This is a genomic window from Haloferax gibbonsii ATCC 33959 (assembly GCF_000336775.1).
GTDB lineage: Archaea > Halobacteriota > Halobacteria > Halobacteriales > Haloferacaceae > Haloferax > Haloferax gibbonsii.
This window is the reverse complement of sequence record NZ_AOLJ01000012.1, coordinates 47,275-59,601: the sequence shown is the minus strand read 5'-3', so window position 1 is coordinate 59,601 and position 12,327 is coordinate 47,275. Positions and strand designations below refer to the sequence as shown.

14 protein-coding genes are annotated in these 12,327 nt (G+C 68.0%); 9 read left to right on the top strand and 5 right to left on the bottom strand.

Features of this window, described 5'->3' with window-relative positions:
- Positions 1–77 precede the first annotated feature (77 nt).
- Both C454_RS07510 and C454_RS07505 read right to left on the bottom strand, forming a co-directional pair.
- Positions 78–1,043: an ArsA family ATPase gene (locus tag C454_RS07510; protein WP_004974149.1), complete on the bottom strand. Its 966-nt coding sequence runs from the start codon at positions 1,041–1,043 to the stop codon at positions 78–80.
- A gap of 1 nt (position 1,044) precedes the next feature.
- Entirely contained in the window at positions 1,045–1,341 is a 297-nt protein-coding gene (locus C454_RS07505; RefSeq protein WP_004968702.1) for a hypothetical protein, read from the bottom strand.
- A gap of 101 nt (positions 1,342–1,442) precedes the next feature.
- Between C454_RS07505 and C454_RS07500 the strand changes: the two genes are divergently transcribed.
- The 7 genes from C454_RS07500 to C454_RS07470 all read left to right on the top strand — a co-directional run bounded on the left by C454_RS07500 (position 1,443) and on the right by C454_RS07470 (position 9,024).
- On the top strand, positions 1,443–2,765 hold the full coding sequence (locus tag C454_RS07500; RefSeq protein ID WP_004974148.1) for a CobW family GTP-binding protein: 1,323 nt from the start codon (positions 1,443–1,445) through the stop codon (positions 2,763–2,765).
- The gene (locus tag C454_RS07495) at positions 2,762–2,998 is read left to right on the top strand and encodes a hypothetical protein (protein WP_004974147.1); all 237 of its coding nucleotides are present in this window, start codon (positions 2,762–2,764) and stop codon (positions 2,996–2,998) included. Before C454_RS07500 ends, C454_RS07495 begins: the two co-directional genes overlap by 4 nt.
- Before the next feature lie 108 nt (positions 2,999–3,106).
- The gene (upp, locus tag C454_RS07490; protein ID WP_004974145.1) at positions 3,107–3,787 is read left to right on the top strand and encodes a uracil phosphoribosyltransferase; all 681 of its coding nucleotides are present in this window, start codon (positions 3,107–3,109) and stop codon (positions 3,785–3,787) included.
- A gap of 131 nt (positions 3,788–3,918) precedes the next feature.
- Complete coding sequence (locus C454_RS07485) at positions 3,919–4,122, top strand: DUF7569 family protein (RefSeq protein WP_004974143.1); 204 nt, start codon at positions 3,919–3,921, stop codon at positions 4,120–4,122.
- A gap of 450 nt (positions 4,123–4,572) precedes the next feature.
- A complete protein-coding gene (locus tag C454_RS07480; protein WP_004974141.1) occupies positions 4,573–5,601 on the top strand; it encodes a TAXI family TRAP transporter solute-binding subunit in 1,029 nt (342 codons plus the stop codon).
- Positions 5,602–5,652: 51 nt separating this feature from the next.
- The gene (locus tag C454_RS07475; protein WP_049905033.1) at positions 5,653–6,138 is read left to right on the top strand and encodes a DUF1850 domain-containing protein; all 486 of its coding nucleotides are present in this window, start codon (positions 5,653–5,655) and stop codon (positions 6,136–6,138) included.
- A 6-nt stretch (positions 6,139–6,144) separates the two neighbouring features.
- Positions 6,145–9,024, top strand: coding sequence for a TRAP transporter permease (locus C454_RS07470; RefSeq protein WP_004974138.1), 2,880 nt, complete (start codon positions 6,145–6,147; stop codon positions 9,022–9,024).
- 24 nt (positions 9,025–9,048) lie between these two features.
- Here the strand turns inward: C454_RS07470 and C454_RS07465 are convergent, their stop codons facing one another.
- Both C454_RS07465 and C454_RS07460 read right to left on the bottom strand, forming a co-directional pair.
- A complete protein-coding gene (locus C454_RS07465) occupies positions 9,049–9,681 on the bottom strand; it encodes an IMPACT family protein (RefSeq protein WP_004974131.1) in 633 nt (210 codons plus the stop codon).
- Positions 9,682–10,004: 323 nt separating this feature from the next.
- Positions 10,005–10,508: an ACT domain-containing protein gene (locus C454_RS07460; protein WP_004974129.1), complete on the bottom strand. Its 504-nt coding sequence runs from the start codon at positions 10,506–10,508 to the stop codon at positions 10,005–10,007.
- A 162-nt stretch (positions 10,509–10,670) separates the two neighbouring features.
- On the opposite strand from C454_RS07460, the gene C454_RS07455 reads away from it, so the two are divergent.
- Entirely contained in the window at positions 10,671–11,393 is a 723-nt protein-coding gene (locus C454_RS07455; protein WP_004974126.1) for a hypothetical protein, read from the top strand.
- A 43-nt stretch (positions 11,394–11,436) separates the two neighbouring features.
- Here C454_RS07455 and hisB read toward each other — a convergent pair whose 3' ends face one another.
- Positions 11,437–12,030 carry an imidazoleglycerol-phosphate dehydratase HisB gene (gene hisB, locus C454_RS07450; protein WP_004974124.1) on the bottom strand — a complete coding sequence of 198 codons (594 nt, stop codon included), beginning with the start codon at positions 12,028–12,030 and terminating at the stop codon, positions 11,437–11,439.
- Between the two features lie 121 nt (positions 12,031–12,151).
- Here hisB and C454_RS21005 point away from each other — a divergent pair, with 121 nt between their 5' ends.
- Entirely contained in the window at positions 12,152–12,310 is a 159-nt protein-coding gene (locus tag C454_RS21005) for a hypothetical protein (RefSeq protein ID WP_231608289.1), read from the top strand.
- The last annotated feature ends 17 nt before the right edge of the window (positions 12,311–12,327 follow it).

The window sequence follows — 12,327 nt, the reverse complement described above, 5'->3', positions numbered from 1 at the left end:
GGAATGTATCGTGTTCGAACGACACGTTCAATCGGCGGAGTAGCCGAAAATTCTCACCGCGCGGTCGGTTTGCCGGCTCACTGAACGTCGGGTGCGGTGTCGACGTCGAGTTCGGCGGCGACCTCGCCGAGGAAGTCGCCTTTGACCTCGGCGACCCGCGTCTCGACCGCGGCGACGAGCGGCGGTGAAAAATTCTCGCGGAGGTCGTCGAGGCGCGCTCGCTCTGTCTTGACTCGCTCGCGCAAGAACGTCGCGCCCCGCCCGGACTCCTCGGGGTCGGGTTCGGGCGTGAGGCGGTTGACCGCGAGGCCGCGCACGTCGAGGCCGTAGTCGTCGAGTTGGTCGATGGCGCGCTCGGTCTCCCGGAGCGAGAGTTCGTCGGGGTTCACGACGAGGAAGAACGCGGCGTCGTCCCGAAGCGTCTCCTTGGCGAACGAGAAGTCGTCGCGGCGCTGTTCGAGGCGGGCGATGATGGGGTCGCCGTCCATCATCCGCCGGGGTTCGTTGTTGCCGATGGCCGCGCGCTCGAACAGTTTGACCGACTCCTTTCGCTTGTGGAGGAGCCGCTGAATCCAGCCGTCGAGGTACTCCGGCAGCGAGAGCAGTCGGAGCGTCCCGCCGGTCGGCGAGGTGTCGAAGACGACCCGGTCGTAGTCGTCCGCGGAGCGCATCACGTCGATGAAGCGGTCGAACAGCGCCGACTCGTACGCGCCGGGCGTCTGGTGGGCCATCTCTATCTGCCGGTCGATTTCGTTGACCATCGCGGGGCTGACCTGGTCGCCCATCGCCCGCTTGGTCTCCATGAGGTGCTCGCGGACCTCGGTCTCGGGGTCGATTTCCATCGCGTCGAGGTTGGGCTCGCCGGCGACGGCCGCGGGCTCGTCGGTGAACGACTGGTCGAACACGTCGCTCGTGCTGTGGGCCGGGTCGGTCGAGACGAGGAGCGTCCGGACGCCGTCGCGGGCGCACTTGACCGCGTAGGCGCTCGACATCGTCGTCTTGCCCACGCCGCCTTTGCCGCCGAAGAAGACGAATTTGCGCATGTTAGAAGTGGTACTGGTGACCCTTGCGTTCGAGGAGCGACCCGCGGTCCCACATCCGCCGCTCCCACGCCTCGAACTCGTCTTCGAGGTACGGGAGCAGTTCGGCGGTGTAGTACGAGATCGGCGAGGGGATGCCGAACGCGTCGGGGAAGCACGCGAGCATGAACGCGTCCTCGTCGTCCTCGGCCTGCTTTTCTATCTTCTCGTAGGCGGGGTGCGAAATCATCCCGTGGTAGAGGCCGCGGAGCCACTCTTCGACGAGTTCGCGAAAGGATTCGATGCGCGCGGCGAGCGTCATCAGTTTACACACTCACCCGCTTTCGGACAAAAGGGTATCGTTCACGAACGTCCACATGGGTTACCTGCGCTTTCATATGTGCGGCCCCGGTAGGCCCGCCCATGAACGCGGGGGAGACGATTCCGGTGACGGTGCTCGGCGGGAGCCTCGGGGCGGGCAAGACGACGCTTCTCAACCACCTGTTGACACACGCCGGCGACCGGGACATCGCCGTGCTCGTCAACGACATGGGTTCCGTGAACGTCGACGCCGAACTCGTCGCCGAGGAGTCCGACCTCGCGGTCGGCGACGGCGTGACCGAACTCTCGAACGGCTGTATCTGCTGCGAGCTACAGGACGACCTCGAAACCGCGGTCGTCCGCCTCGCGCGCGAGCGGTCGTTCGACCACCTCGTCGTCGAGGCCTCGGGCGTCTCGGAGCCCGGCCCGGTCGCCCGGCTGTTCGTCGCCTCGCGGGCGGCCGCCCGCTACGACGTGGCCGGCCTCGCGACGGTCGTCGACGCCAGACTCTTCGCGGACACCTTCGGCGACGGCGACCCCGACCGGACCGTGGCCGAGGAGGGAGACGGCTCGGTGCGCCCCCTCTCGGACCTCCTCGTCGAGCAGGTCGAGAGCGCCGACCTCGTCGTCCTCAACAAGCGCGACCTCGTCTCCGACGCGGAACTCGCCGCGGTCCGCGACGCGGTCGAGGCGCTCCGTCCCGGCGCGACCGTGGTGGAGACGACCCGCGGCGACGTGGACGCGGACCTGCTCCTCTCTGACCTCCACGACCCCGACGCGCCCGTCGGCTGGCGGGCGGCGTTGGAAAATGATACGGGAGGAGACGAGAGCGACCGAGACGGCCACGGCGGCCACGGCGACCACGACCACAGCGACCACAGCGACCACGACCACGGCGGCTACGGCGACCACGACCACGACGACACCACACACGCGGAAGCGACCTACGGCGTCACCTCGTTCGTCTACCGCCGCCGGGCGCCGCTCGACCCCGAGGGTGCGGCCGCTGTCCTCGGTGACCTCCCCGACTCGGTCGTCCGGGCGAAAGGCTCGCTGTGGGTCGCCGGGGCCGAGGACGTACACTTCACCTACAGTCAGGCCGGCCCGTCGGCGTACGTCGCCGCCGCCGGCCCGTGGGTCGCCTCGCGCCCCGAGTTCGAACAGGACACCTACCGCCGCAATCACCCCGAACTCGACTGGCACGACGACCACGGCGACAGGCGGACCGAACTGGTGTTCATCGGCCGCGGGATGGACGAAGACGCGCTCGCGGCCGCGCTCGACGCCCACCTGCTCGACCCCGGCGCGTCCGCGGACGCCGGCGACTTCCCGACCGACCCCGGCGAGGAAGTCGCGCTCGCGGAGCCGACCCGGGAGCGCGAGTCGGTGCCGACCACGGGCGCGGCCTCGGAGGGCGGGCGATGAGCGGCGAAGCCGAAGGGGCCGGGAGCGACGACGAGGGGCGCGGAGCCGACGAGATAGAGTGGGGCGAGGGCGACCCGCGGGTGCTGTTCGTCATGAACCTCGTCCTCTCGACGGCGTTCGCGGCGGTCGTCGTCTACGGCCTGTCGTACCTCGACCTCGCGGCCTTCTCGGTCGTCAACGTCGCGTCCGCGGCGCTCGTGCTCACGGCCGTCACGTACCTCGTGACGAACTGAAACCGCGGGATGCGCCGCCGAACCATTCTACGCGTGAACTACCCGCAGGGCACCGCTGGCGGCCGATAGCCGCATTTATGTCCTTCGGGAAACCGCCTTCTCAGTAAGATGCCCATCGAAGACCGAGACGACGCGTATCTCATCACGCACGCGCTGGCGAAGGACACGCTCTCGCGCCTCCGGGACGTGGAGACGACGCAGGTCGCCTTCCGGAAAGGCCTCGTCAAACTCGGCCGCATCTGTGGCTACGAGATAATCGACGGCGCGATGGAGACCGAGTACGTCACCATCCAGACCCCGCTGGCCGAGACGACCGGCGAGCACGTGAAAGGGCTCGACAACGTCGTCATCATCAACGTGCTCCGCGCCGCGACGCCGTTCGTGGAGGGACTGCTCAAGGCGTTCCCGCGGGCGAAGCAGGGAGTCATCTCCGCCGGCCGCGACGAGGAGGCGGGGATGGACGACGACGGCGGCTTCCCCATCACCATCGACTACGTGAAGCTCCCCGAAATCACGGAGAAAGACACGGTCATCGTGGCCGACCCGATGCTCGCGACCGGTTCGACGATGTGCTCGGTCCTCGACCACATCCTCGAGAACGCGGGCGTCGACCCCGAGAAGCTGTTCGTCCTCTCTGCCGTCTCCGCGCCCGACGGTCTGCTCCGCGTCGACAGCGAGTTCCCCGAGGTCGACCTGCTGACGGTCTCCATCGACGACTACCTCGACGACGACGGCTACATCGTCCCCGGGCTGGGCGACGCCGGCGACCGGGCGTTCCGCACGACGTAGCTCGGTCTCCTCGCACCGCGGCTCGCGGGCGGGACGTCCCGGCCGCCGACCCGAATTCGGGTAACGACTAAGTTACCGCCCGCGCACCTCCGACGCATGGACGAACCTCGCGCCACCGGAGGAACCCGACGATGAGCGACCCGTGCGACGGCTGCGGGCGGGCGGTCGAAGACGCCCTCGCCCGCGCGGTCCAGTTGCAGGTCGACGGCTCGACCGTGGACGACCAGCGACTCTGTCCGACCTGTTTCGCCGACTGGATAACCCGGTACGAAGAACAGATGTCGCCCAAGCAGTCGTCGGACGACTCGACGGACTCCGAGATAATCGTCGACTGACGACCGCGGGCGCGAGCGCACTCCCCTGAACGCCGTCCGAACCCCCTCTTTTCGGGTCGAAAGTCGCCCGCCGGCGGCCGACTGTAGTTCGAGTCGAACGTCCCGAACCGTACCCCCGTAGACTACTGTGAGAGACGTTTGCACGGGGTGCGTCGGGGTCGGCACCCAACTCGCCGAACCCCTTCGTTTCGGGTCGAAGTCCGCCGCGAACTCCGGAGTCGGACGGAACAGAGAAACGAGAAACCGACAGCGGTGGGCACGCGGGTCGAAGTGAAATCAGAACCGCGGAGGATTGTATTTCTCCCCAGAAGGGCGAGTTCAGGTATGTGTATCGTTGGCGAATTAATATTCTAACATTGATAAGAATTTACTACAATTAGTGTGTAAATAGAGATATGTTGGCCGTTGACATGAACAGCCATAAATACGTATCGTGACGAATAGTGATGTATGACTCGGAAGCTTGACCGCCGACAGTTTATCGCTGCGACAGGTGCCGTCGGTCTGGCCGGCCTCGCCGGCTGTTCCGGTGGCGGCGGCGAAGAGACGACGACGACGACCGAATCCGGTGGCGAAGATACCACCACCGCCGAGGAGACGACGACCGAATCCGGCGGTAACGGCGGCACCGAGAGCCGACTCTCGTGGCACGCCGGCGGGACGGGCGGCACGTACTACCCCCTCTCGAACGAGTTCAAGTCCGTCATCGAGGGACAGACCGACTTCACGATTCAGGTGCAGTCCACCGGCGCGTCCGTCGAGAACGTCGGCAGCCTCGCCCGCGGCGACGCGGACTTCGCGCTGATTCAGAACGACGTCGCCTACTTCGCCCGCAACGGCGAGGGCATCGAGGCGTTCCAGGGTAGCCCCGTCGAGAACCTCCGCGGCGTCGCCACGCTCTACCCCGAGACGATTCACGTCGTCACGCTCGCCGACACGGGCATCGAGACGCCGTCCGACCTCTCCGGTGCGACCATCAACACCGGCGACCTCGGCTCCGGGACGCAGGTCAACGCGACCCAGATTCTCGAAGCCCTCGGCATCTCGGACTACAGCGAGCAGAACACCGGCTTCTCGCAGGCCTCCGACCAGCTGAAGAACGGCGACATCGACGCCGCGTTCGTCGTCGGCGGCTGGCCGGTCGGCGCTATCGAGGAACTCGCCGCGACCGAGGACGTGCGCATCGTCCCCATCGAGGGCGAGAACCGCACGGCCGTCAAGGACGCCGCGCCGTTCTACGCCGACGACGAGGTTCCGTCGGGCACCTACGGACTGGAGAACCCCGCCCCGACCGTCTCGGTGCAGGCGATGATCGCGACCAACGCCGAACAGCCCGAATCGACCGTCGAATCGGTCACCAGCGCCATCTTCGAGAACGTCGACGAACTCACCATCAAGACGGACTTCATCTCCAAGGAGAGCGCGCAGGACGGCATGTCCATCGAGCTCCACCCCGGCGCGCAGGCCTACTTCGGCTGAGCCCGGGCGCTTCGCTTCGCTTTCGAACAGCGGTTTCCTACCCATCTTTCGATGCTTGATTCGACTCCCACACGTCTCCTCGTCGTAGTCGCGGTGCTGGCGGTCGCCGTCGGCGGGAGCGCCGCCGTTCCGGCCGGACAGGTGCTCGTCGTCGAAGACGCCGAGACCGGCGAGCGACTACAGACGATGCCGGTCGAAGAGAACACGACCGTCGCGCTCGAATACACCCACAGCGTCGAGAAGACGCGCGTCCTCGACGCCTACGCGGTTCAGGACGGCGAACTCGTCATGACCAAGATGGAGTTCAAGTCCTACGGCGCGGGGCTGCCCGCTCGGGCGAACGTGACGACCGAAAACGGCTCGTTCGTCTTCGACCCCGAGGGGAGCTACGAGGACCTGTACGTCAAGCCCGGCCGCATCGCCGGCCACAAGCTACACGTCGGTGACCGGACCTACGACCTCGTGGCGCTCTCCGACGCGCGCTCGGTCCGCCTGTACGTCACGCACCGCTCCGTCCTCGACGCCGCCCTCCACTGACCAACGATGAACCGAACACACGACGAGGGTCGACCCGACGACCCCGACGACGAAGACGCCTCCCGGTCCGTCCCGGAGACCGACGCGCTGGCGGCCGACCCGCCGATTCGAACCGACGGCGGCGAGTCGCCCGCTGACGACGACCGCGAGGCAGCGAGTACCGACGAAGAACTATCCGAAGAAGAGGCACAGGAGATGCTGGAGGGCATCGACCGGAAGCGGACGCTCTCGGGGTGGGCGGCGATTCTCACGTCGCTCGTCGCCATCTCCTTTTCCGTCTTCCAGTCGTGGCTGGCCGCCCGCGGCTTCGAGTTCGCCGCGACGATACCGCTCGTCGGCGAGGTGTCGCTCGGTTCGCTCCAACTCCTGCAGGTGAACTCGATTCACGTCGCCTTCGCGCTCGTGCTGGCGTTCGTCCTCTTCCCGGCGACGACCGGCCACGGTCGGTTCGCCGCGGCACTCAGTCGCGTCGTTCCGACCCTCGCGTCGAACCTCGGTGAGGACCACCCGGTCACCCGCGGTGCCGCGGGAATCCGCCGGTTCGTCCGATGGCTCGCGATCGACCCGGAGCGCGAGCGCGTGACGCCGCTCGACCTGCTGTTTATCGTGTTCGCCGTCGCCACGGCGGCCTACATGGTGTTCGAGTGGTCCGAGATTCAGCGGCTCCGCGTGTTCGGCCTCGAAGCCGGCCGGACGGTCGCCGAGTACCTCGGCGCGCCGTTCGTCTCGCTGTCCGAGACGCTCGGCCCGCTCGGCTTCCTCGCCGACGCGGTCGTCGCGGCCATCGGCGTCCTCCCCTTCGCGGACGTGTCCTACCCGTTCTTCCTCGGCGCGGTCGGCGTCCTCCTCGTCCTGGAGGCGACCCGCCGCTCGCTCGGGTTCTACCTGATGGTCATCGTCGCCTCGTTCATCGTCTACGCGAGGTTCGGCTACCTCATCTCGCCGTCGATGCCGCTGGTCGGCGTCCTCTCCATCCCCGAGGGGTCGTGGGCGAACATCATCCAGAACCTCTGGTACAACACCGAAAACGGCGTCTTCGGCATCCCGGTCACCGTCTCCGTGCAGTTCATCTACATCTTCATCCTGTTCGGGGCGTTCCTGGAGATGTCGGGGGCCGGCCAGTGGTTCATCGACCTCGCGTACGCCGCGACCGGGACCCGCAAGGGCGGCCCGGCGAAGGCGTCCATCCTCGCGTCCGGCTTCATGGGGACCATTTCGGGCTCTTCCATCGCCAACACGGTGACGACCGGCGCGTTCACCATCCCGCTGATGAAGCGCTCCGGCTACCGCTCCGAGTTCGCCGGGGCCGTCGAGGCCTCCGCGTCCTCCGGCGGGCAGATTCTCCCGCCGGTGATGGGCGCGGCGGCCTTCCTCATGATCGAGTTCATCGGCGTCCCCTTCTCCGACATCATCATCGCGGCGGCCATCCCCGCCGTGGTGTTCTTCTTCGGCGTGTGGGTGATGGTCCACCTCGAAGCGACGCGGGCCGGCATCGGTGGCCTCGACCGCTCCGAGGTCGTCGACCTCGGAAAGCACCTCGTCCGCGGGTGGTTCTACCTCATCCCGCTCGTGTTGCTCATGTACTACCTGCTGGTCGAGCGCCTGACGGTCGCGCGCTCGGCGTGGTTCACGCTCATCGCCATCATGGCGCTCCTGTCCGTCGTCGCGGCGTACAGCGAGCGGACCCGCGTGCCCCTCTTGGGCGCTATCGCGGCGGCGTTCGTCGCGCAACTCGGGTCGTACGTCACCACCGGCGTCGGCGTCATCGACGCGGTCACGGGCGGAAGCGGCGAGCCGCTCGGCGCGACCGCCGCGCTCTTCGCCGCCGCGGGCGACCTCGGCGTCATCGCCATCTTCGTCAGCCTCGTCGTGATGCTCGTCCGACCGGCGCTCGACTCGCCGCTGTTGGAGTTCGACGACGCGGTCGACGAGGCGGCCGACAACGTCGCCAACGCCGTCTCGCGGCCGTCGCTGTCCGACCTGAACGTCTTCCGCTACGTGACGTTCATCGGGAAGTCGATGGACTCCGGCGCGCGCACCTCGACCGAGGTCGTCGTCGCCGTCGCCGCCGCGGGCATCATCCCCGGCGTCGTCAGCGCGACCGGCCTCGGCCCGAACCTGACCGCGCTCATCAAGGCGGTCGCCGGCGGCTCTATCGTCCTCCTGTTGCTTTTCACCGCCATCGCCTCCATCATCCTCGGCATGGGCATGCCGACGACGGTGACGTACATCATCCTCGTCTCGCTGCTCGGGCCGGCTATCGCGCAGTCCTCCGACATCCCGCTGCTCGCGGCCCACCTGTTCATCCTCTACTTCGGGGTGATAGCGGACATCACACCGCCGGTGGCGGTCGCGGCGTACGCCGCCTCGGGCATCGCCCGGTCCAATCCGTTCCGGACCGGGACGAAGGCGTTCTCGCTGTCGCTCAACAAGGCCATCGTACCGTTCGCCTTCGCCCTCACCCCGGGCATCCTGCTCCTCCGCGGACGGGGCGAGTCCGCGGCGGTCATCACGTTCGCCGACGTGGCCGAGGTCGGCTACTTCGTTCCCGAGGTGGTCATCCCGGTCGCGGGCGTCTTCATCGGGGTCATCGGACTCGGCGCGACCGTCATCGGCTACCTCTACGGCCGCGTATCGCAGACCGAACGGGCCCTGTTCGCCCTCTCGGCGTTCCTGCTCATGGCCCCGATGCTCCTGTTGAACGCCGCGTTCGACCTCGGGAGCTTCCTCGGACTCGTCGGGACCGTCCCGGACACGGTCGCCGTCGACCTCGCCATGCGCGCGGTCGGTGGGGTGCTGTTCGGCGCGCTCGCCGTGAAGAACCGCCGCGAGACGCGCGAGCGGGCCGCACCGACGCCGCCGGAACAGGTAGAACCGACCAACTGAACCGAAAAGAAGCCCGCGACTGCGCTACTCGATGTCCGCGCGGCCGCTGGTCGCGCTTCTGATGCGGTCGCGGAGGTCCGCCCCGTCCTCGACGGGAACGCGGACCTCGAACGACACGTCGGCCTCGTAGGCGGCTTCGAACTCGACGCCCGCGCTCTCTAGGAGCCCGCGGACGCTCCCCGAGTCGTCGTACTCGACGGTCGCGGTGAACCGCTCGTGGGGAATCTCCTCGACGACGCCCGCCGCGTCGAGCGCCTCCTTGACGGCCCGGGAGTACGCGCGGGCGAGGCCGCCGACGCCGAGGTTGGTGCCGCCGTAGTAGCGCGTCACGACGGCGGCGACGTTGCGCACGTCCTGCTGGACGAGAACGTTGAGCGCCGGTTTTCCCGACGAGCCGCTCGGCTCGCCGTCGTCGCTCTGGTACTCGCGGAGCATGACGTTCCCCCCGCCGGGAACCGACGACGAGGCCGACCCGGCGGGCACCCGGTAGGCGGGGACGTTGTGGGTGGCGTCGGGGTGGCGCTCCTCGATTTCGGCGACGAACGCCTCCGCCTCCTCGACCGTCTCCGCGGGGGAGACGTAGCCGATGAACTCCGAGCCGTTGACCTCGAAGCGGGCGTCGGCCCGGCCGGCGACGGTTCGATAGGCGTCGGTCATGCCACCGAGTTGGCGTCGCGGCGTGGAAAAGCGTTCGCACCGGGGCGTCGTCGGCCCGGCCCGGACGGCATGGGGTCGGCGAGGGCCGGCCGAGGGCGACGGGTGTTCGGGCGGGAGACGACGCGCGACTGCTACTGTCCGCAGGCGTCCGCGTACGACGTACACCCGTTTTGGATGCAGACGCCGCAGAGGTGGCGCGTCTCGGAAATCGGCTCACCACAACACATGCAACTGCGCATGGACACCATGCGAACAGCTACCACGTGAAGTTACAAGAGTCTTATTGCTGCGTTGACAGAACATCCGCGAGCCGACGGGGCGGCTCAGGCGATGATGATGCGGCGGACGAATTCGAGGTTCGACAGGTCGTTGAGCAGGTCGCCGGGAATCGGCTCGTCGGTGATGATGTAGAGCTTCGGGTCGTCGGTGAACTCGGGGTCCTCGCTTATCGTCTGGCGAATCGAGATGCCCGCGTCGGCGAGCTTCGAGGTGACGGTGGCGACGATGCCGGGCTCGTCGGCGTCGGCCACCTCGACGGTGAGCACGGAGAGGTTGAGCACCGGCGCGAGGTCCATCAGACTCGGAATCGACGAGATGTTCTGGAAGATTCGCCGAAGCTCCTCGTCGGCGAGGATTGCGTCGGTCGTCGAGTCGACGACTCGCCTGTCCACGTCGGCCTCGCGGGCGATGCCGGTGTTCGGTATCTCGATGCCGCCCGAGACGACCCGTCCCTGGTCGTTGACGGAAAAGCCCCGCTCCAGGAGGAGCCGGATGACGGCCTGCTGGCTCGGGCTGCCCTCGAACTTCTCCATAATCTCGTCGAACATTCGTTGGTCGGGGGATTTGCGGGCGGGTGCATTAAGTGGTACGTCGCCGACGGCGGCTGACTGGAGGCGTCGCGCGGGCGTCGGGTGGACGACGCCGCGGGCAGGCGACCGACGCCGCGGCCGGGGAGTGGGTTTAACCGTCGGCGCGGATACCCGTCGTGCATGCGCGAGCTACGCACCTGCGATTTCTGTGGGACCGACGCCGTCGGCGTGTTCGAGGTACTGCCGCCGGAGTTGACGCCGGCCGACGACCAGCGCCGCGTCGTCCTCTGCGAACACTGCGAGGAGACGCTGAGCGAGGTCATCGCGCCGCTTCTCTCCCGACTCGGCGTCGACGCCGGCGTCGACGTACCCGACGACGCGCGGGCCGAGACGGGCGCGTCCGCGGCACCGGAGCGGACCGCGAGCGGGTCGGGCGGCGAGGCCGCCTCGGTCGACGTGAACGCGGTCGACCCCGCGCCGACGCCGCCGGAGCCGGCCGATCACGACTCGCCCGACGACGGCGACAGCGACGTCTCGGGAGACGACGCGGACGACGACGGCGACACCGAAACCGAGACCGAAACCGAGGAGTCCGACGGTGCCGCTCGGGAGACCGACGAGACCGACGACGAAGCCGAAGCGACCGACAGTGGGGCCGACTCGGACGCCGACGATGAGACTGAAACCAGCGGCGGGTCGCCCGACCGGAGCGAGGAGCCGCCGAAGTTCCGAAAGGTCATTCGCATCCTCCAGAACCGCGAGTTCCCCGTCGAGCGGGCGGAAGTCGAGGCGCTGGCGTCCGGCGCGTACGACCTCGAGGACGACGAGGTCGCCGATATCTTCGACTACGCGGTCGAACGCGGTCTGCTCGTCGACGACTCGGGGACGCTCCGGCGACCCTGAGAGTCGAGTGCGGGAGGTCGGGGAGAACGGGGCGGACTGGCGACTACAGTTTTCCTTTGGTACTCGGCGTGTCGGAGCGCCGCGGGTCCACGCGGGTCGCGTCGTCGAGCGAGCGCGCGAGCGCCTTGAACAGCGCCTCGACCTCGTGGTGGGCGTTGTCGCCCTCGACGCCCGCGTGGAGCGTGAGGCCGGCGTTCATCGACAGCGACATCGCGAAGTGTTCGGCCATGTGGCTGGTGAACTCGCCGACGTAGGGCTGTGAGAACTCCCCGGAGAACTCGAAGAAGGGGCGGCCCGACACGTCCACGACGACGGAGGCGACGGCCTCGTCGAGCGGGACCTTGCGGTCGGCGTAGCGGACGATGCCGCGCTTGTCGCCGAGCGCCTCGGTGAACGCCTCGCCGAGGACGATGGCCACGTCCTCGACGGTGTGGTGGTCGTCGATGTGGAGGTCGCCGTCGCACTGGACGGTCAGGTCGAACAGGCCGTGTTTGGCGAAGGCCTCCAGCATGTGGTCGAAGAACCCGATACCGGTGTCGACGACCGCGTCGCCGTCGCCGTCGATGGACAGCGTCACGTCGATGGTCGTCTCGGACGTCTCGCGGGAGACGGCCGCGCGTCGGTCGGCGTCGCTCATGTCGCGTTCGAAGCGGGCCGCGCATATAGGGATTCTCGTCGTGCGGAGGCGACCGCAGCCCGCCGCAGCGTCAGACGCTCGTCTGACGGACGTTCATGGTTTCGGACGTGTACCGTGGGGTATGCAGCGAAAGGGAGCGCTGGTGGTGGGCTACACCATCTGCGTCGGGGGACTCCTGCTCACCGCCCGGTCCGGGGTGGCTGTCGCGCTCGGCGTCGCACTGGTGACGCTCGCGGTCGGCGCGGCGGTACTCGGCGGAGGCGTCCTGAGTGGGCGATAACCGACCGATGCGACTGG